Genomic DNA, 21,082 nt, shown 5'->3' with positions numbered 1-21,082 from the left:
ACCACTATCAAACCGTTCATATTTAGAGATAAAATAGAACCGCCGTATACGGAACCGTACGTACGGTGGTGTGAGAGGACGATGATTAAATTAATTAATTATCTCCTACTCGATTTGGGATTAACGTATTAAAAAAATGTAAATTATGCTATAATATATATAGAAAGAAAAAGGTGATTAGCATGCGAACTGAAGTATTTATTACAAGTGAATTTATTACTCTTGGACAGTTTTTAAAGTTCGAGAATCTTATTGAAAGTGGTGGAAGTGTAAAGTTCTTCTTAGAAGAAATTCCTGTCTTTATTAACAACGAGCAAGATAACCGCCGTGGTCGTAAACTTTATCCTGGAGATGTGGTTTCGATTGAAGAATTTGGTGAGTTTATCATTGTAGCTGAGTAGTAAAGGAGATTATCATTGTTTATCAATCGATTGTCACTTAAACAGTTTAGAAATTATCAAGATGCTTGTGTAGAGTTTAAGAAGAATATCAATATCATCATCGGAAATAATGCACAAGGAAAGACGAGCTTGATTGAATCAATTTACGTGTTATCGACGACAAAGTCGCATCGAACAAGTAAAGATTCACAGCTGATTTTATTTAATGAAGACTTTGCCCGTATTGAGGCAGATATTACGCGAGAACGGGATGATTTGCATTTATCTTTAGTTATTTCTAAAAAAGGTAAGAAGGCAAGTTATAATGGAATCGATCAAAAGAAATTAAGTGAGTATGTCGGTAAGCTTATTGTGGTGATGTTTGCACCTGAGGATTTATCGCTAGTTAAAGGTGGACCACAGTATCGTCGACGCTTTATGGATATGGAGATTGGACAGTTATCCCCAACTTACTTATTTCATTTAGGACAGTATTCGAAATTGTTAAAGCAACGTAATGAGTTATTGAAACAGCTTCGTATGAATCGCTCGAATGATTTGCTTTTAGATGTCATTACAGAGCAATTAGTGCCTCATGCGGTTTATGTGCTAAATAGTCGGATTGAGTTCTTAAAGAAGCTTGAGAGTTTTTCGAAAAAAGTTCATGGTGAGATTTCAAATCAATTAGAAGAAATAGGTTTAGATTATATCAATTCATTTAAGAACCTTGAGTTAAATGAAGAAACAATTTTACAGAAATATAAAGATTTATATGATCAGGATATTCAATTAGGATCAACTAGTTTAGGCCCTCATCGAGATGACTTTAGTGTTTCAATTAATGGTGTGAATACACATCAGTTTGGCTCACAAGGTCAACAACGAACAGCTTCGTTATCGATGAAGTTAGCTGAAATCGAGTTGATTTATTCTGTTTTAAATGAGTATCCCATTTTATTGTTAGACGATGTTTTAAGTGAATTAGATGATGCACGTCAAACACAGCTATTAAATACGATAAAAAATAAAGTTCAAACCTTTATAACGACAACGAATATTGATGGAATCGATGAAAATGTCATTGAACTGGCTGATATTTTTACCATTAATAACGCGAAGATTAGGATAGGTGATAAGAATGACGCAAGAAGTATCGAAAACACAACAGTATGATGCTAGTAATATTCAAGTATTAGAGGGTCTTGAAGCGGTTCGTAAGCGCCCTGGGATGTATATCGGTTCAACAAGTGGCCGTGGATTACACCATTTAGTTTGGGAAATTGTTGATAACTCAATCGATGAGGCATTAGCTGGATACTGTACAGAAATTAATGTTGCAATTACTGAAGATAATGAAATCATCGTTAAAGATAATGGACGTGGGATTCCAGTTGATATTCATAAACAAACTGGAAAATCAACAGTTGAGACAGTTTATACGGTTTTACATGCCGGAGGAAAATTCGGTGGTGGCGGATATAAAGTTTCTGGGGGATTACATGGTGTAGGTGCCTCTGTAGTAAATGCCTTATCTGAACACTTAGAAGTAACAGTAAGTCGTAATGGTAAAAAGTATTTCCAACAGTTTGAAAAAGGAAATCCAATTGATGAATTACACATCATTGGTGAATCTGATTCTACTGGTACTGAGGTTAAGTTTAAACCGGATCCAACTATTTTCACAGAAACGACAGTTTATGACTATGATATTTTACGCAACCGTATTCGTGAGTTAGCCTTTTTAAACAAAGGATTAAAAATTACATTAGAAGATCTTCGTTCAGATAAACCACAACGCCATGAGTTCCATTATGAAGGTGGAATTAGTGAGTATGTACGCTTCTTAAATAAGAATAAAGAAGTCATTCATGAAGAAGTGATTCATGTTGAAGGTGAGCGCGATGGAATTAGTGTTGAAATCGCGATGCAATATAATACAGGTGTAGCCGGAAATATTTATTCGTTTGCGAATAACATTAATACGCACGAGGGTGGAACGCATGAAGCGGGATTCCGTGCCGCATTAACTCGTATTATTAACAGTTATGCGAAAAAATTAAATTTATTAAAAGGTGACGATGCATTAATCGGGGAAGATATTCGTGAAGGATTAACAGCGATTATTTCTGCGAAGCATCCAGATCCACAGTTTGAGGGACAAACAAAAACGAAGTTAGGAAATAGCGAAGTTCGTCGTATTGCGGATAATATTTTCTCTGAAGGATTTGAACGTTTCTTGATGGAGAATCCACAAGCAGCTAAAATCATTATTGATAAAGCATTAATGGCGGCTCGTGCTCGTATGGCTGCAAAACGTGCGCGTGAGATGGTACGTCGTAAGTCTCCACTTGAATCATTAGGATTTAAGAGCAAGTTAGCCGATTGTCAGTCACGTGATGCGAATATTTCTGAATTATTTATCGTCGAGGGAGATTCTGCCGGAGGATCAGCAAAACAAGGTCGAGATAATAAATTCCAAGCAATTTTACCTCTTCGTGGTAAGGTTTTAAATGTTGAAAAAGCTCGTATTGATAAAGTTTATGCGAATAACGAAATTAAAAGTATGATCCATGCGATTGGAACAGGTGTTGGAGATGAATTTGATATCGAGAAAGCTCGTTATCATAAAGTGGTTATCATGACCGATGCCGATGTCGATGGAGCACATATTCGTACGTTATTATTAACATTCTTCTACCGTTATATGAGACCTTTAGTAGAGCATGGGTATGTCTATATTGCGCAACCTCCTTTATATAAAGTTTCTCAAGGAAAAAAGGTAGAATATGCTTATGATGAAAAACAATTAGAAGAGATTATGTCTAGTTTAGCAGCAACGCCTCGTCCAAATGTTCAACGTTACAAAGGGCTTGGAGAGATGAATGCTGAGCAGTTATGGGAAACAACAATGGATCCAGAAGTACGTACATTATTACAGGTTACTCTTGAGGATGCTGTTGAAGCTGATGAAATTTTTGATATTTTAATGGGTGATCGCGTAGAGCCACGTCGAGAATTTATAGATGCTAATGCTAAATACGTTAAAAACCTAGACTACTAATTTGAAGCAATCACATCTATAAGGAGGAACGAAAATGTCTGCATATGATCAAATTAAACCGCATAATATTGCTAAAGAGATGAGAACTTCATTCATCGATTATGCGATGAGTGTTATCGTATCACGTGCCTTACCAGATGTTCGTGACGGGTTAAAGCCTGTTCACCGTCGTATTTTGTATTCGATGAATGATTTAGGGATGCACAGTGATAAGCCATATAAGAAGTCTGCTCGTATCGTCGGGGACGTTATTGCCAAATATCACCCTCATGGGGATTCATCAGTTTATGATGCAATGGTACGTATGGCACAGGATTTTAGTTATCGCTATCCATTAGTAGATGGACATGGAAACTTCGGTTCAATTGACGGTGATGGAGCGGCCGCTATGCGTTATACTGAAGCAAGAATGTCTAAGCTTGCGATGGAAATGATGCGTGATATCAATAAAAATACGATTGATTTCCAACCAAACTTTGATGGTGAAGAACAAGAACCTATCGTTTTACCTGCTCGTTTTCCAAGCTTATTAGTCAACGGGACAACAGGGATTGCTGTTGGGATGGCGACTAATATTCCACCACATAACTTATCTGAAGTTATTGATGGATGTTTAGCTTATATGGATAATCCTGAAATTGATGTTTTAGGATTAATGCAATTTATTAAAGGACCAGATTTACCAACAGGTGCTTTAATTTTAGGAACAAAAGGAATCCGTTCGGCGTATGAAACGGGGAATGGATCAATCATGATGCGTTCAAAATGTGAAATTGTTGAAGGTCATGGTGGAAAATATTCAATTTTAGTCACTGAAATTCCTTATCAAGTAAACCGTGAACGTTTAATTGAAAAAATCGCGGAATTAGTTAAGGAAAAACGTTTAGATGGAATTACAGACTTACGTAATGAGTCAAACCGTGAAGGAACACGTATTGTTATTGAATTGCGTAAAGATGTTAATCCACAAGTGATGTTAAATAATTTATTTAAATTAACTCAATTACAAGTGTCTTATGGAATTAATATGTTAGCACTTGTAGATGGACAACCTAAAGTTTTAAACTTAAAAGAAATTATTGCCGCATATATCAAACACCAAGTTGAGGTTATTGTCCGTCGTACGCAATTTGATTTAAATAAAGCAGAAGATCGTGCTCATATCTTAGAAGGGCTTCGTATTGCCTTAGATCATATTGATCGTATTATTGCGATTATCCGTGGTTCATCTACAGATGAAGAGGCATTAAATTCATTAATGTCTGAATTCTCGTTATCTGAACGCCAAGGGAAAGCTATTTTAGAGATGCGTTTACGCCGTTTAACAGGATTAGAGCGCGGTAAAATCGAAGAAGAATATCAAGGGTTAGTCGCATTAATTGCTGATTTAAAAGATATTTTAGCGAACGAAGACCGTGTTCATGCGATTATCCGTGAAGAGTTGTTAGAAGTAAAACACAAACATGGAGATGAGCGTCGTACAGAAATCGTCCGTGGATCTGACTTTGATATTGAAGATGAAGATTTAATTCCAGAAGAACAAGTCATCATTACATTAACAAATAATGGTTATATTAAGCGTCAGCCAATCTCAACATATCGTTCACAAAACCGTGGTGGACGTGGTGTGCAAGGAATGGGAACACATGATGATGATTATGTTAAGGAATTATTATCAACATCTACTCATGATCATTTATTATTCTTTACAAGTAAAGGAAAAGTTTATCAGAAGAAAGCTTATACAATTCCTGAGTACGGTCGTACAGCTAAGGGATTACCAATTGTTAATATTATTGAGATTGCCCAAGATGAGTACATTAGTGCAATCATTCCTGTTAAAGAGTTTAATGATGAAGAATTCTTATTCTTCGCGACTCGTTCAGGGGTTGTAAAACGTACCACATTATCAGCATTTGGTCATATTCGTACTAATGGTTTAATTGCTCTTTCTTTACGTGAAGATGATGAGCTAATTGGTGTCAGAAAAACATCTGGTAACGATGATATCATTATTGCATCAAGTGGTGGAAAAGCAGTTTGGTTTGAGGAAACTGAAGTTCGTCCGATGGGACGTACAGCTGCCGGAGTCCGTGGTATCTTCTTAGAAGAGGGAGAAGTAGCAGTAGGAATGGAAATGGTCACAATGGATCAGGAGATTTTAGTTGTTACGGAAAACGGGTTCGGTAAACGTACTTCAATTCAAGAATATCGTAAAACAAAACGCGGTGGAAAAGGTGTTAAAACATTAACGATTACAGAGAAAAACGGGACATTAGTAGCCATGAAGGCTGTAAATGGTGATGAAGATTTATTAATCGTGACAAATAAAGGTGTTATTATCCGTACACCAATTCATCAGATTTCTCAAACGGGGCGTGCAACACAAGGGGTTAAATTAATTCGTTTAACAGATGATCAATTAGTATCAAGTGTAGCAGTTGTTGAACATGAAGAGGCTGAGGAAAGTGTTGAAGCTGACACAGTGGCTAAGGAAACTGAAACAACTTCAACAGAAGAATAGAATGGTTACATACAAATAATTAGGTCTTATGCGCATATAATTAGAAACACGATATATACTAATATTGACAAAAAAAATAGTTAATGCTATATTACAATTAAATAAAAAAGCATTGATTAGGAGTAGTACTTTTTACTTGATAGCATAGAGAGTCAGTGGTTGGTGGAAACTGATGTATGAGTAACTAGAAATCAACCTAGGAGTGGAATGAAGAACACAATGATTAGTATTCATTCACGGTCTAACCGTTATCTTTGTAAGTGGTCTCACTTAAATGTTCCACGTGGAACGCTTAGTGAACAACTAGGGTGGCAACGCGGGTTAAATCTCGTCCCTAAATTAGGGACGGGATTTTTTTGTTTTCTAGAACGACTAATCAAAATCAATTAATAGGAGGAAATACACATGTTAGATTTAAAACGAGTACGTGAAGATTTACAAGGTACAATTAATCGCTTAGAAACACGTGGTGGAGATTTCAGTTATTTAAATAAAATTACTGAGTTAGATGAACAACGTAAGAACATCATTTTAGAAGTAGAGCAATTAAAATCAAATCGTAATGAAGTATCTAAATTAATCGGACAATATAAACGTGAGAAAAAAGATGCTTCTGAATTATTAGCTCAAATGAATGGTGTTGGAGAAAAAGTTAAAGAATTAGATGAACAATTACGCAACATCGATGAAGAAATCAAAAATCTTTTATTAGGTACTCCAAATGTTCCATGTGGAACAATTGCAGTTGGTAAAGATGAAAATGATAATGTTGAAATTCGTAAATTTGGAGAACCAACTAAGTTTGACTTCGAACCAAAAGCACACTGGGATTTAGTAACTGATTTAGATATTATTGATTTTGAACGTGCTGGAAAAATTACAGGAAGCCGTTTTGCTGTATATAAAGGGTTAGGAGCTCGTTTAGAGCGTGCTTTAATTAGCTTTATGTTAGATTTACATACAGGAGATCATGGCTATACTGAGATTTTACCTCCAGTTATCGTTAATCGTGCAAGTATGACAGGGACTGGACAATTACCTAAGTTTGAAGAAGATGCATTTAAATTAGTGGATACTGACTACTTCTTAATTCCAACAGCTGAGGTTCCAGTTACAAACTTACACCGTGATGAGATTTTAAACGCTGAACAATTACCAATTAAATATACAGCATATAGTCCATGTTTCCGTGCAGAAGCTGGTTCAGCTGGTCGTGATACTCGTGGTATTATCCGTCAACATCAATTCAATAAAGTTGAATTAGTTAAGTTCGTTAAACCAGAAGATTCTTATGAAGAATTAGAAACTTTAACAGCAAATGCTGAAAAAGTATTACAATTATTAGGATTACCATACCGTGTCATCGAATTATGTACAGGAGATATCGGATTCTCTGCTGCTAAAACATACGATATCGAAGTGTGGTTACCATCTTATAATGAATATAAAGAGATTTCTTCTTGTTCAAACTTTGAAGATTTCCAAGCACGTCGTGCAAATATTAAATTCCGTCGTGATGCAAAAGCTAAACCTGAATTCGTTCATACATTAAATGGTTCAGGGCTTGCAATTGGACGTACAGTAGCTGCTATTATTGAAAACTACCAACAAGCTGATGGAAGCATTGTTATTCCAGAAGTATTACGTCCATACATGCGTAATTTAGAAGTTATTAAATAAGCATTCCATAAGAAAAAGAGTACCTTAGGTACTCTTTTTCTTATGGAATGCACTAGGATACTCTATCTTTAATTAAAATATTAGGATAATAGATCATCTAAATTGAGTAATCAGGTATATTATCTTCTCGTTTGCTACATTTGCCAGTATTCCTATGTAATGTGGACATAACAGACAAAGAAGTGATATGATTTAACCGTGTGTATGTTTATAATCAAATGATTAGAGTTTTAAGTGATGAGTATCGAATCCCTTAAGTTTTTATTAATCATCATAAGTGGTTATCTTTTATGAGATAGTCTTTCTTTTTTTATCAAATTGATGCTTAATAGGGGTTTGTACTGGATTCATCATGATAAAAATGTTAAAATGAATAATCGAAATAAAAAAGGCTTATTTGGAGTATAAAAAAGTTTTTTGAATAGAAGAACAGGTGATAGAATGAGAATCTGTGTATTGTCGAGTGGAAGTGTCGGAAATGCAACGATTATTGAAACGGAACAGACAGCAATTTTAATTGATAATGGGTTATCGTTAAAAAAATTACAGGAATTGATTAAAAAAAGTGGATTTGATGAAAATAGAATAGAACATATTTTAATTACTCATGAGCATGGTGACCATATTAAGGGTGTAGGGGTTTGTACTCGTAAGTGGAAATTAAATGTTTGTGCAACGGCAAAAACGATTGATGAGATGTATCGTAAAAATATTATCAAACCAGGTTTTGAACAGACGACAGCGGTTGAAAAAAATGTTTGGTTCGATCTAGGGGATTTATCGATTATGCCATTTAGAATTTCTCATGATGCGGTTGATCCGGTAGGTTATATGATTAAGCAAGGTGAAAAGACGCTTGTTTATGTGACAGATACCGGATATATTACGGGTGATATTTTAAAAACATTAGGAAATGCAGATGCCTATATTATGGAGACGAATCATAATGTAGAGATGCTTCAGATGTGTAATAGGCCATGGTCGTTAAAACAACGTATTTTAGATGATTGTGGTCATTTATCAAATGAAGATTCAGCGTATGCGATGAGTCAGTTAATTGGGGAAAAGACGAAACATATTTATTTAGCTCATTTAAGTCAGGATGCTAATTTACCTGATTTAGCAGAAATGACAGTTCGTCATATTTTAAAAGAAGAAAATGTTGATTTAAGTAAGTTAAATTTACATATGACGTATGCGATGCATCCATCGAAAGTGATTACGTTATAGGAGGAATAGGCATGTACAGTTGTTTAGAACATATTGAAGAGTCAATGGATCGTTTTTTAGATGAGTATGGAAAGTTACCAATTTTAGTTGAAGTAGAAATTGAACATAAATGTGAGCACTGCGATCAAGTAGCCGTTTATAAAGTGATTGAAGGTATGATGGTCGAAGATGAGGATGAGCTATAAAATCTAGAAAAGTTAGACTAATCATACTGAATAATAGGTTCTAATCTTCGCAGAGATTCTAGTATAATCTCTGCGAAGATTTTATAATAGATAACAATAAAAAATTCCCTGATTAAATGAGGGAATTTCTTTTCATGTATTGGAGGTTTTTTAATGAATATTACAATTATTTCAGTCGGAAAGATTAAGGAAAAGTATATTAAGCTAGGGATTGAGGAGTTTTCTAAACGTTTATCTCGTTATTGTAAGTTAACAATGGTTGAAGTTCCGGACGAAAAAACGCCTGATAATGCGTCAGAACGTGAAATGGAACTGATTAAAGATAAAGAGGGAAAACAAATTTTAAATAAAATTAAAGATAATATGTATGTGATTGCGATGGATTTACAAGGTGATATGAAGACATCTGAGCAATTTGCTAAACAGTTAAGTCAATTAGCTTTAAGTGGAGATAGTAATGTGGCTTTCATTATCGGTGGTTCACTTGGTTTATCTGACGAAGTGAAAAAACGTGCGAATTATAAATTATGTTTTTCTAAAATGACATTCCCTCATCAATTATTTAAGTTAATTTTATTAGAACAAGTCTATCGTGCCTATCGAATCAATAATAACGAACCGTATCATAAATAGAATAAATTAAAAAATACTTCAATTGATTATGTTAAATTTTAAACGAATTTATTCATCCATTGAAGTATTTTTTTGAATTTTTATAAGAGAATCAAAGAGGATTGAAATAAAGGATAAACTAAAATTTTGTTTTAAAAATGTTGAGTCCTAAGATAAAAACTTTCAATAGGAAGTTTATTATCGTATTCTATTAGAGACGGAACATATTGTGGATTGGGTTTATGAGGTGTGAATCAGTTAATAGAAGATTTAACGTGGAAAGATAACCATAAAAGTTTTAGAGCTGCTCAACTTCTTTCTAATTTAGCTATAAGTGATCATGAGAAAAGAATGTTAGTTGATTTTGCTAAACTATATGACGTGGCTAAAAATCCTAAATTTGTGATGGCAAGACATAGTTTGCAAAGAATTTGGCAAGTTGTATTAGCCGGTGAAGAGCAAAAAGATATGATTATGAATCATTTGATTGAGGGTTTTAAAAGTTGAACAGATGAAAAAAATTATACTTTAATTCGATTTGATATCGTGAATGGCTTCAAAAATCTATCTGTTCATTTGAATGACGAAGAAATAAAACTAAAGGCATTAAAATTAATTAAATTAGAGGAAGAGATTAAGTATAGAAAGAAATATACAAGGATATGAAATGTAAAGAGACGTTAATTTCGATAAAAATGAAGCATAAGAGAGTGTATCTATTCTGATACAGTCTCTTTTTTATTTGAAACTTTGTCAAATAGTGTTGCTGATTAAATGGTGACCTGCTTACAATGAATAATTAAATGGAAATCCTAGTGGCTAATCTGCTAGGATTTTTCTTTTTGGTTTGGTTAAGTTTTGAATCATGAGAATACGGAATTTAAAATGATAGAAACTACGATAGCCAAAGGCAATACGCTTAATCACTTTAATTTTGTTATTGATTCCTTCAATCGGACCATTGGTGTATGGCGTTGTGAGCATATTTTTAATGTAAGATTGATACATTTTAAAGGTTTGAAAAGCGGTTTGAAGTTCAGGAGAGATAAGAGGGTGTTCTATTTCAAGTAAGTGATTGAATCGATCTAAGTTTTTTGTTTGAAGAGCGAAAAGTAAGTCTTGATAAAGATCATAAGTCGATTTTAGCTCAGGAGATAGATCGAGTAGAAAGTTTAAGATATCAATTTCTCGCATCGGTTGTTTGAAACAGTAAACCGATCGATAAGTGGTGGTATTGAGCAAGGTATGAGATTTTAAAAATAATCGCCAATAACGTTTAAATTTGCGACTGTGTTTTTTGAATTGCTTCATGAATCGAACCCTCGTTTTATTCAACGCACGGGAGATATGTTGAACTAAATGAAATTTATCAAGAATAATTTTGGCGTGAGGAAAAAGCTCCTTAATCAAGCTAATATAAGGGGCGTACATATCAATCACAATATGTTTAACACGAGAACGTGTTTCTTCAGTATACCGTTTAAAATAAGCCTGAAGAGAGCTTAAACGACGATCTTCAACAATATCAATGATTTGTTTCGTATCAGCATCACAAAAGATAAAGGACATGTGACCCATTCCCTAGCAGTGGAGGATTTATGCTTCGCATGCCAGGTGACCCTCAGCAGACTTAACCGATTTAAATTCATCAAAACAAAGGTTTTCAGGAAGGTAATTAAAGTTGAGAGATTGAGATTCATAGAAGTTATGAATGATGCGATTAACTGTTGAATGAGACACTTGATGACGACGGGCAATATCGTATTCAGAGATTTTATTTTGAGCCTCTAACGCAATCGCGTGTTTGGTGTTGTAAGAAATATAACAGTTCTTTTCAACGATAGAGGTTTTTAGTGTGAATGTGGAATGACAATGCCCACAAAAGTAACGTTGTTTCCTTAAGTCTAAATAAGTATCGTGTAACGATACTTTGGGGATCACTAAACGAGAAGTTTTGAACCCATGCTTTTTAAACTTTGAATCGAAAAGGGTCCCACAGTGTTCACAATGAGTGGGGTGATAAGATAAAATTCCTTTAAAAATAAAGCTAGTCACACCATTTAATTTCACTTCCTCAAGATAATCTTCCGGGAATGTAATGTTTTTATCTTTAATATTTAAGAGTTTTCTAGTAAAATATGAGTGAGACATCAAATTCAATCCTTTCAATATTGTTTTAGCCGATAACATTGTAACAGGATAGAGACGTGATGTCTCTTTTTTTTATGCCATGAAAAAAGGCGTTGCTTAGTCAGCAACACCAAATATTATAGAACCCCATATTAGCAATAGCATTTGGTGTGGCTCCCATTCCAAACCCACAGGTTGCAGAGGCAAAGACAGCTCCTTCGTAATTTTTTCCCATGGGACGGTAGGTAATAAAGTAGGCAAATAGTCCAACTAATACAACTTGAGCGATAAGCATCACAAGTAGTGGTAAAGCTAAATCGAGTAGTTGCCATAGTTTAAGTCCCATTAATGCCATCGTTAAGAAAAAGGATAGTGAAAGACCACCAATTGTCTCGATTTCTTTTTCATCAATTGATCGTCCTCTGAAATCAAAGAAGTTTCTGATAGTAGCTGCGACTAACATTGCACCAATGTAAGATGGGAAGGTGAATCCTGATTTTTGAATCAGGTCTGAGACAATTGAACCGCTTCCCATTGCGATAAATAAGAAACAAGATGCATTCATTAATTTTTTAAATGATAAAAGATTATGATTCTCTTCATTATAGTCTCCCATTTCTGTTGGAGGTGTTGATGATGATTCATGACGAACTGTTTTTAATTGATGTCTAATAATTAGGTTACGGGCAACTAATCCACCAATAATGCTTCCCATAATTAACCCAAAAGTTGCGGAGGCGACAGCGACCGTTGTTGCTCTAGCAACCCCCATCCCTTCAAGCATCGGTCCAAATGATCCAGCTGTCCCATGTCCACCAATCATAGGAATGGATCCCGTACAAAGACCGAGTAAAGGATTTAAATTGAAGAGTGAAGTTAGTATGACACCGATTGTATTTTGTAAAGTGACTAGTAATGCAGCAAGACCAAGGAAGATTATAACCTGTTTACCTCCTTGTTTTAAAATTTTAAAGCTAGCGGTGAATCCAATACTAGTAAAGAAAGCAGTCATAAATAAATTTTGTAAACTCATATCTAGATTAATCGTTGCTAAATTCGTTTCATGTAGTAATAAAATGAATAAGGCAAAAATAAATCCTCCAACAACTGCAGGTGGAACGCAATATTTTGATAAAATTGAGAATCTATTTCTCGTATATCGACCAAGATAGAAGACGATAGAAACTAATGCCATCGTTTCATAGATGTTTAAATTAAGCTCCATATAGCATAGTATCCTTTCTATTAGATATAAATTTTATCTACTATTAGTATAGTCATCTTTTATTATATCAAATGTTTATCTCAGATAATATGAAGGATGAGCTTATGAATTCTTCAGGGTATTTTTCATTTTTCAAAACTATATTAAAATGATTTTAATCAATCGGATGTATAATCGTAGAATATTTTCTTTAGAACGGATAAAGGTGATGTAATTAGAATTAAAATTACTCAAAAATCAAAACAGTGAATCGATGATACTGTATTGCCAAGTTAAGCTTAAAATTGATAACTTGTACGATGCGTACAGGGTATTTTTTATGTTTACGAAAAATAAGGTGTCTGATAAGCTAGTAAGTATAGATAGGAGTGGAGTTGGATGTTACGTGAAAAAGGATATGATGAGGCGTTATTTAATCATTTAAAGATTGATTGTTCCAAGTGTTTTGGTCTTTGTTGTGTGGCGTTGTTTTTTTCGAAGTGCGATGGGTTTCCAACGGATAAGGGAGCAGGAAAACCCTGTTTAAATTTAAAGGATGATTTTAGTTGTTACATTCATCAAAACCTTCGTAATCAAGGGCTTAAAGGTTGTACCACGTATGACTGTTTTGGAGCAGGTCAGAAGGTGGCGCAATTTAATTATGAAGGTTTGAGTTGGAAGGAAAATTCAAATGTTGCACAACAGATGTATGATGATTTTCTAATAGTTAGACAGCTCCATGAGATGATGTGGTATTTAACAGATGCTTCAACGTTCATTTTACCTAAAGAATTAAAAGAAAAGTTGCATCTGCTGATAAAAGAAACAGAAAAATTAACGGAGGAGCCTACGATCGTAGAGGTGGATGCTTATCGTTTGAAAGTTAATACATGTTTAAAAGAAGTACAAGCGTATGTCAGTCAAAAAGTAGCAGGAAATCAAGTCATTTCAGGATTTGATTTTATCGGAAAAAATTTAACGAGAAAATCTTTGAGAGGGGCTAATCTTGCGGGTTCATTATTAATTGCAGCTAATTTACGACATACGGATTTATCGGGCGCTAATTTAATTGGAGCTGATTTACGTGATGCTGATATTCGTGATGCGAATTTAGCGGACTGTTTATTTTTAACGCAAATTCAGGTGAATTCAGCAAAAGGAAACGCAGCAACAAAATTACCTAGATGGATTGTTCGGCCGAGTTATTGGGAAAAATAGTAACATTTTATTAAATGCTACTATTTTTTTAGGACTATTATTTTATTTAAGTACTTTTTTATTGAAAATGTATAGTGTCACTGGTGAAGCTATTCCAATTGGAGATGGACGAAATCATTTTGATGCCGTATGTGGGTAAATGACTGTTGTTGATGGACACCGTCATGATTTCTTATTCAAAACTGAAATGGATGCCTCTTTAGTTTAATTTTATCAGCCCTTTGTAGGTAGGAAGCATAGTATTTTAATTTTTGAAACTGAAAGCTACGTTGAATGAAAAGAACCTATTATTTTAAAAATAATAGGTTCTTTTTAAGTTATTTTGAAGTAATACCTGTCAAGTAGACAGTTAATAAAAAGAGAATTTATGCGGCATGAAGTCTATATTCAACTGGGCTCATGCCGTATTTATTTTGAATTCGTTTTGTATTATAATAGTTAATGTATTTTGATATGAATTGTTTAACTTCCTCTAAAGTTTGTGGTGAACTAAAGAATGGCATCTCTGCTTTGAGATGACGGAAGAAATTTTCAATACAGGCGTTATCCCAGCAGTTACCTCTGCGGGACATTGACTGTGTGAGTCCTATATCAGCTACTTTTTTTATGTAATTTTTATTGGTAAATTGATAGCCTTGATCCGTATGAAGTAAGGCATTTTGTTCTAAAGGTAATTGTTCCAACTGGTGAAGTACTCGATACACCTGTATCATATTTTGAGATTCACAAACGTCATAAGCGACAATTTCTTGATTATATAAATCTTTTACCGCACATAAATAAGCCCATTTTGGATAGGGGGCTTTAACTTTGATATAGGTAATATCCATACACAATTTTTGAAGGGGTTTTGTCGCATGAAACTCACGATTTAAAACATTAGAGATATTCCCATGAGGCTGCGGACGACGTTTGAATTTTGGTTTAGGTAGAACACAAACTAAGTGGTATTTGTGCATGATGCGGCGAATACATTTATGATTAACCATCCATCCATATTGGTTAAGTAACGCTTGTTTAATTCGTTTAACACCATAGGTTCTATTTGATTCATTAAACACGTCTAAAATCAAGCGGTAAAGCTCTTCATCACGATTAACTTGAGGCGTAGAATGGCTTTTCTTCCACTTATAGTATCCTGCTCGTGAAACAGAAGTTAGTTTAAATAATACTGACAAAGAAAAGTCTTTTGAGTACTCATGAATAAATTCGAATTCGGCTTGCTTTGTTAGTACCCCCTTTTTCTCTCGATGGACTTTTTTAATAATAAATTTTGAGCACGTAAATACTCCACCTCTTCTTCGAGGCTCATAAATTTTGTTTTAGGACGTCCTGTTGCTTGCTTACCTCGTTGATCAATAAAAGCAAGTTCACCTTTGTCTTGATAGGCTTTCGTCCAAACATAAATACGTTTTGGATCTTGAATCTTAAGCTGTTCACAAATAGATGAGCAAGACTGACCGTTTAAATAACGTTTAACTGCTTGAAGTTTCAATTTTGGTGAATAAGTAAAGTTACGATTGATACGTTTTGATTGCATAACAAAAATACCTCCATAGTAGACTCTAAAGTGATTCTATCATAGTTGATAGTGTCGCTTTTATTTTTTTGTCTACCATGAAGGTACTATATCATTTCATCAGTTAATAGTTATTTTTTTTTATGGCTCTGTTTTAAAATAGTGTTGATAATATAAAATAGGGTAATAGTAAAAAGGGATGTCCAAAAGACATCCCTTTAAATCGCAATATATTAAGATTGTTCGTATAATCTAATATCTAAATTTGTAATTTACCTTATCTCAATAAAATTAGAGAGTGCTTTGTATTCTCTTAAATATGCACCTCTCTTCATTTCATTTATATCAGCATAATCTTGATGTTTTGAAAAGATTTCGATAGCTTCTTTTAATGGCAACCATCTTGGTTGAAGCCCTGCTAAAATTTCTCGTTTACTTAATCTTCTTTCCCCTGTTTCCCTTGTCAATTCACATACATAGTAATGATTGATTAAAAACCATTCTTCATAATATTCATTGATGGTTAAATATTGATTTAAAGGTTTCACTAAATAACCTGTCTCTTCTATTAACTCACGAGTACAACATGCATCCAAGCTTTCATTAAACTCTACCATACCACCAGGTATAAACCATTGGTCCGTATTAACTTCATAAGCTAATAATATTTTTTCATCCGAAACCACTATTCCACGACATGCCTCACGTGTTTTAGTATATGTCTCTAACCGATTATCGCCATAAATATTCAATATTTTCATCTAATATTCCCCCTAAATATATTTTAAAATAATACATTTTTATATTACCATATTTTCCTGATTTAAAAGAGAGAACATTTTTTTGCTGAGTAGATGTTATACTACAATTATTTATAGACGTTAATCTAATTTTAAAGGATTGAATCACTTTGTCTTTAGAAAGACTTCATAATGGGTTATTTAATACCTAATAAAAATTTAAACAAAAGCGGCGGTTCTTGTTCTAATGGAAGCAACAGAACAATCTGTATAATTAGCCTGAGATAATACATAAGCTCTTTCTATCTTAATAGATTCTCGTTCAGACTTGAAGATTTCAATGAATTTGAACCAATAAAGGTAATTTTGTAAGTGTTTAGTTGCAACACCTTTAAAATCACTCATAAAATCTTTTAATCTACTATGCAGGGAATTAATGTGTTGGATGTGATAAATATCCTTTTTTCGTTTTCCTGACTCAATTTTAATATGATTAAGGTGTAACTCATCTGATAAGGTAGCATATCCATGAGCACTATCCGTACATAAAGTTGAGTTCACTGAAATATGCCCTTCATAAAATCGTTTAAGAGCAGGATATTGTAATCTTCCTGTACAAATTAGTCCTATTTTAAGATTACCTAAACGGTCCAAGGCTGTTCCAACGGCAACCTGGTCACGAGATAATCCACGTTTCTTTTTCTTAGCTTGTTTATTCGTTCGACCAGTTGAAGTACGAACACCTTTTTTATAGCTTCTAACCTTAGTAAAGTTTCCTTTTCGATTGTATCTAAAGAATGTTTCATCAGCTTCGACAAGCCCTTCTAAATCTCCTATACCTATTGCCGTTGCTAAGGCATCTAAAATCTTATGTCGCCAGAAAAAAGAAGTGGCGATGTTTATTTGGCACTCCTCAGCGCATTTGCGAATCGTATACCCTGATAACATGCATCTAAGATAATGAAGCCAAAGTTTAGGTGATTTTTTAGAATGATAAGAAGGGGTAGCCGTTTGGTCACTAAATGATTTTCGACATTGACGACATAAATAACGTTGAACTCCCTTCTGAGTTCCATTTTTTACAATATGAGTGTCATGGCAAAAAGGACAAGTATATTGCCCTTCAGAATAACGAGTTTCTTTTACTTCTCTTTGAAGATTATCTAAATGAAAATTGATATGACTAAGCTCAACAAATTGGGCTACTTCTTCAAATTCATATTTAGACAGTTTTGGTATTAATGATAAAATAGTCTGTTTTGCCGTTTTCTTTTTTCTTGCCATGACATCACCACCTAAACAAACGTTTGCACATTTATTATACTACACTAAATAGAGTTATTTATACGATTTTATAGTTTTATCAACTATTATTTAAAACAGACCCTTTTTTATTATAGATAATATCTTAGCTCATGAACTAAGTTGTCTTCAATTTTAATTAATTGGTGAACGATTTCTTTTACATCATCTTGTGAATTAGGGTATTGATTTAAATATCTAGAGATAGATTTAATTCCCATATTACAACCTTCTGTTATAATATCAGCTATCTTTTCATCAACATCACCCGTAAGTAGTTTTAGATTTGTACTCATCCAAGACATAGCTTTAGCGATAGTACTTGGTTCCTTATCTTTATCATGAAATTCATTTAGTTTTTGATGTGTTAAATTTCCTAATTTTTTGTGTTCTTCAAGAGAATTTTTTAAAAGTGTTATTAATTTTTCATTTTTAGCTTTATTGATGACTTCATCTAAGCTCTCAACTGCCATTTTGATTCCTGCATTACATTCGTTCAAAAGTTTAATAGTATCTTGTGTTGGCATGATGTCACCTTCCTTTAAATATAAAATTATTGTTTGGAATTTCATTAACTTTTATTCTATAGGTTGGATAAGGGGGATCATAAAAAAGTGGGACAAATAATTTGTCTCACCTTTTTTGGTTCTTCATTTAAATTTTTATTAACATCTATTTAAAACACAGCGTTAAATTAAAAAGATTGGTTAGGAATAAGTACCCTTTTATATCCATTCGAATACTATGTTACTAGAAAGGAGTAGGATAAAGCATGAATTTAGAAGAGAATAGCTATCAGCAAGATTCTAAGCAATGGCAGGATAAGTGCAATCGTTTATTATATTATCATGTTGTCTTAACCTTGAAAGATGGAAATACTGTTGATGGAATTATTGGACGTGTTGACGATGATCAAGTCATTGTGTTAGTAGGTGAAAATGTCATAGAAGATGAGAGCCGCTTTGGGAGACCTCTAGGTGGTGGAGGAGGAAGATTCCGACGCTTTGGACCAAGAGGATTTCCTTTTGCTAGCATAGCAGCCTTATCATTACTAGCTTATCCATTCTTTTTCCCGCCATATCCTTACTATTATCCATACCCTTATACGTATCCATATTATCCTTATTAATAAGTGTAATGAAGTAGATGTCTATTTAGGAGTTAGAGCTAGTATTTTATGACTATAATATTGGCTCTTTTTTAATGTAGTTTATTCTAAATAAGAGAAAGGGTGAAATAAGGTGTGTACAGCCATTACATTAAAAACAAGCGAAAATCATCATCTTGTTGGACGGAATTTTGATATTCACCCAATGAATGATTTATCAGTTGCTTTAGTTCCACGAGAATTTGAATATGTAAATCGTGTGACGAATGAAGAAATGAAAACGAAATACGCAGTTTTAGGAATGGGATTATTTTATGAAAATCATATTCTTTTTTGTGATGGAGTAAATGAAAAAGGATTATCTTGTCTGATGTTACAATTATCTAAGTTTTCTACTTGGAGTCATAAAATCAGGAAGGATAAGGTCAATATAGCCCCATATGATGTAGCTTTTTGGGTTTTATCTAATTTTTCAACGATTTCTGAATTAATGGAAGGTCTTAAACAGTTAAATATTGTGGCTCTTCCTGATGATCAAATGGCATTATCGACAGAAATTCATTGGCTTGTTAGTGATACGAGTGGCCAATCAATCGTCATTGAGCGAACAAGAGATAAGTTAACGGTTTATAATAATAAGGTAGGCGTTTTAGCAAATTCGCCAACCTTTGATTGGCATTTAAATAACTTGGATCGTTATATTAATGTCAAATCAGATCAGCCAGAGGAAATCAAATGGGGACAACAAATGTTATCAACTTATTCTAGTGGCTTTGGTACGATTGGACTTCCTGGCGATTTTTCATCTCCGTCAAGATTTGTAAAAGCTGCTTTTTTACGAAATCATGTGAATGTTGGGGATAGTGAAGAATCAGCAATTAGTGAATGCTTTCATATACTAGATAACGTTGCTATACCACGTGGAGTGGTTGAGAATTCAACAGGAAAAGAGTGTTTTTTGACTCAGTATAGTGCATGTCTTTGTTTAGAGACTCAATTATATTATTATAAGACCAGCAGTAATCAGCAAATTCAAGTCATTGATTTAAACAAAGAAAATTTAGATGCTAAAGGATTAAAACTATTTCCTTATCCAACAAGATTAACAGTCCATGATCAGAATTAGAAAAATCATATCAAAAGATATGATTTTTTTTTGCTATAAATTAAACGTTTATATACCAAAGGGGGAACAGCTATATTGATGAATGATTTTCTGTCTTTTGTAAAAGTGCCATACTGAGTTAAATAAGAAGGAAGATGTTAGAGGGACACTTGTCCATAATTTTTCATGATAAGAGAATAAATAGATAGAATATTGAGGCTTTAAGAATGGGTTATGAGAAGGATTTTATTATGTTAAGTTGTGGAAAAGGGGCAAATTTTAATTTTTATAAAGGTCTTGGAAGGATGAAAATTTTTATTTATACTAGATGATAAAGAAATGATGATGAGTGATTATTATGTTATTGATGAAGTTATCCACAACTTAGATTGTTTCATCGAGTGGTTTGGAAAAGTTTCAACTGAGGATTATTTTGTCTTATATCTAGTTATTTCAGAAAGGATGATTTTAATGAAAATTGGAGTGATTTCAGATACGCATAATGTTTTAAGAGATGATGTGTTAATCTATTTAAAAGAATGTGATTATATTATTCATGCTGGAGATGTTTGTAAAGAAGAGATCATTGAACGATTAAACGAGATCGCAAACACGTTTGTCGTACGTGGAAATAATGATAAATTTGAGGGCTTGCCTGATTATTTAGAGCTTGAGATGAATGAGTTGTTAATTTACGTGGTTCATGATAAAAAAGATATTCCTAAACATGTGGATAACTTTGATTTAGTGATTTATGGGCATTCTCATAAATATGAATATGAAGTGAAGGATGGGGTGGTCTATTTAAATCCAGGTGGTTGTGGACGACGACGCTTTTCCTTGTCATTGACGATGGCTATTGTTACGATAGAAGATAAGGAAATAAAGGTGACACGAATTAATCTTGAAGATTAATAAAAATTTAGATTTATCATACAATCAAAAATTTTATTAATGAATTAAGGATTTAACGATGATTAAGATTCATTAAGGTCGTATATTCTAATAAAGGATTAAGATTTAATGATTCAACTGTAGAGGCAACTTTGAAAAAAGTTGTTTTTTATGATATGATAATGACTTA

At 33.5% G+C, this 21,082-nt stretch carries 21 protein-coding genes and 1 other annotated feature; of the genes, 13 read left to right on the top strand and 8 right to left on the bottom strand.

The features are described from left to right. Positions 1–182: 182 nt before the first annotated feature. From yaaA to NEH75_RS08550, 9 genes are all read left to right on the top strand, one after another. Complete coding sequence (gene yaaA, locus NEH75_RS08590) at positions 183–401, top strand: S4 domain-containing protein YaaA (RefSeq protein WP_055243392.1); 219 nt, start codon at positions 183–185, stop codon at positions 399–401. A 15-nt stretch (positions 402–416) separates the two neighbouring features. Beyond that, complete coding sequence (recF, locus tag NEH75_RS08585; RefSeq protein ID WP_055276619.1) at positions 417–1,553, top strand: DNA replication/repair protein RecF; 1,137 nt, start codon at positions 417–419, stop codon at positions 1,551–1,553. Continuing rightward, positions 1,513–3,441: a DNA topoisomerase (ATP-hydrolyzing) subunit B gene (gene gyrB, locus NEH75_RS08580; RefSeq protein WP_370456895.1), complete on the top strand. Its 1,929-nt coding sequence runs from the start codon at positions 1,513–1,515 to the stop codon at positions 3,439–3,441. The genes recF and gyrB overlap by 41 nt, the downstream gene beginning before the upstream one ends. 34 nt (positions 3,442–3,475) lie before the next feature. Then, positions 3,476–5,965: a DNA gyrase subunit A gene (gene gyrA, locus NEH75_RS08575; RefSeq protein WP_055304568.1), complete on the top strand. Its 2,490-nt coding sequence runs from the start codon at positions 3,476–3,478 to the stop codon at positions 5,963–5,965. A 103-nt stretch (positions 5,966–6,068) separates the two neighbouring features. Further along, positions 6,069–6,304 (top strand) — a binding site (T-box leader). Positions 6,305–6,370: 66 nt separating this feature from the next. After that, on the top strand, positions 6,371–7,645 hold the full coding sequence (gene serS, locus NEH75_RS08570; RefSeq protein ID WP_055243388.1) for a serine--tRNA ligase: 1,275 nt from the start codon (positions 6,371–6,373) through the stop codon (positions 7,643–7,645). Between the two features lie 441 nt (positions 7,646–8,086). Beyond that, positions 8,087–8,875 (top strand): MBL fold metallo-hydrolase, encoded by a 789-nt coding sequence (locus NEH75_RS08565; protein ID WP_055243387.1) that lies wholly within the window; start codon positions 8,087–8,089, stop codon positions 8,873–8,875. An 11-nt stretch (positions 8,876–8,886) separates the two neighbouring features. Next, the gene (locus NEH75_RS08560; protein ID WP_070099762.1) at positions 8,887–9,060 is read left to right on the top strand and encodes a CxxH/CxxC protein; all 174 of its coding nucleotides are present in this window, start codon (positions 8,887–8,889) and stop codon (positions 9,058–9,060) included. Positions 9,061–9,213: 153 nt separating this feature from the next. After that, positions 9,214–9,693, top strand: a complete 480-nt coding sequence (rlmH, locus tag NEH75_RS08555) for a 23S rRNA (pseudouridine(1915)-N(3))-methyltransferase RlmH (RefSeq protein ID WP_055243386.1) — start codon at positions 9,214–9,216, stop codon at positions 9,691–9,693. 228 nt (positions 9,694–9,921) lie between these two features. After that, entirely contained in the window at positions 9,922–10,179 is a 258-nt protein-coding gene (locus tag NEH75_RS08550; RefSeq protein WP_202966252.1) for a hypothetical protein, read from the top strand. Between the two features lie 312 nt (positions 10,180–10,491). On the opposite strand, the gene NEH75_RS08545 is transcribed toward NEH75_RS08550, so the two are convergent. The 3 genes from NEH75_RS08545 to NEH75_RS08535 all read right to left on the bottom strand — a co-directional run bounded on the left by NEH75_RS08545 (position 10,492) and on the right by NEH75_RS08535 (position 13,027). Beyond that, complete coding sequence (locus NEH75_RS08545) at positions 10,492–11,241, bottom strand: ISL3 family transposase (protein ID WP_202966271.1); 750 nt, start codon at positions 11,239–11,241, stop codon at positions 10,492–10,494. A 27-nt stretch (positions 11,242–11,268) separates the two neighbouring features. Next, positions 11,269–11,823, bottom strand: a complete 555-nt coding sequence (locus NEH75_RS08540) for a transposase family protein (RefSeq protein ID WP_202966270.1) — start codon at positions 11,821–11,823, stop codon at positions 11,269–11,271. 100 nt (positions 11,824–11,923) lie between these two features. Next, positions 11,924–13,027, bottom strand: coding sequence for a sodium/glutamate symporter (locus NEH75_RS08535; RefSeq protein WP_262948785.1), 1,104 nt, complete (start codon positions 13,025–13,027; stop codon positions 11,924–11,926). Between the two features lie 378 nt (positions 13,028–13,405). Between NEH75_RS08535 and NEH75_RS08530 the strand changes: the two genes are divergently transcribed. After that, positions 13,406–14,224 (top strand): pentapeptide repeat-containing protein, encoded by an 819-nt coding sequence (locus tag NEH75_RS08530; RefSeq protein ID WP_055245138.1) that lies wholly within the window; start codon positions 13,406–13,408, stop codon positions 14,222–14,224. Positions 14,225–14,589: 365 nt separating this feature from the next. On the opposite strand, the gene NEH75_RS08525 is transcribed toward NEH75_RS08530, so the two are convergent. The 5 genes from NEH75_RS08525 to NEH75_RS08505 form a co-directional block, all read right to left on the bottom strand. Then, on the bottom strand, positions 14,590–15,489 hold the full coding sequence (locus NEH75_RS08525; RefSeq protein WP_070099761.1) for an IS3 family transposase: 900 nt from the start codon (positions 15,487–15,489) through the stop codon (positions 14,590–14,592). After that, positions 15,453–15,764, bottom strand: a complete 312-nt coding sequence (locus NEH75_RS08520; RefSeq protein WP_055245135.1) for a helix-turn-helix domain-containing protein — start codon at positions 15,762–15,764, stop codon at positions 15,453–15,455. The genes NEH75_RS08525 and NEH75_RS08520 overlap by 37 nt, the downstream gene beginning before the upstream one ends. A gap of 251 nt (positions 15,765–16,015) precedes the next feature. After that, complete coding sequence (locus tag NEH75_RS08515; RefSeq protein WP_055304564.1) at positions 16,016–16,504, bottom strand: NUDIX hydrolase; 489 nt, start codon at positions 16,502–16,504, stop codon at positions 16,016–16,018. Between the two features lie 198 nt (positions 16,505–16,702). Continuing rightward, positions 16,703–17,767, bottom strand: coding sequence for an IS1595 family transposase (locus NEH75_RS08510; RefSeq protein ID WP_055304561.1), 1,065 nt, complete (start codon positions 17,765–17,767; stop codon positions 16,703–16,705). A gap of 110 nt (positions 17,768–17,877) precedes the next feature. Next, positions 17,878–18,312: a hypothetical protein gene (locus NEH75_RS08505; RefSeq protein ID WP_055245133.1), complete on the bottom strand. Its 435-nt coding sequence runs from the start codon at positions 18,310–18,312 to the stop codon at positions 17,878–17,880. 245 nt (positions 18,313–18,557) lie between these two features. Here NEH75_RS08505 and NEH75_RS08500 point away from each other — a divergent pair, with 245 nt between their 5' ends. The 3 genes from NEH75_RS08500 to NEH75_RS08490 all read left to right on the top strand — a co-directional run bounded on the left by NEH75_RS08500 (position 18,558) and on the right by NEH75_RS08490 (position 20,913). After that, entirely contained in the window at positions 18,558–18,914 is a 357-nt protein-coding gene (locus tag NEH75_RS08500) for a hypothetical protein (RefSeq protein ID WP_262948781.1), read from the top strand. Between the two features lie 112 nt (positions 18,915–19,026). Beyond that, positions 19,027–20,019: a choloylglycine hydrolase gene (gene bsh, locus NEH75_RS08495; RefSeq protein WP_055304559.1), complete on the top strand. Its 993-nt coding sequence runs from the start codon at positions 19,027–19,029 to the stop codon at positions 20,017–20,019. A gap of 324 nt (positions 20,020–20,343) precedes the next feature. Further along, on the top strand, positions 20,344–20,913 hold the full coding sequence (locus NEH75_RS08490) for a metallophosphoesterase family protein (RefSeq protein ID WP_237297224.1): 570 nt from the start codon (positions 20,344–20,346) through the stop codon (positions 20,911–20,913). Positions 20,914–21,082: the final 169 nt, after the last annotated feature.

The organism is Turicibacter sp. T129 (assembly GCF_025594975.1).
GTDB classification, from domain to species: domain Bacteria; phylum Bacillota_I; class Bacilli_A; order MOL361; family Turicibacteraceae; genus Turicibacter; species Turicibacter bilis.
The sequence above is the reverse complement of the archived record's forward strand: the minus strand, read 5'-3'. Positions and strand labels throughout refer to the sequence as shown.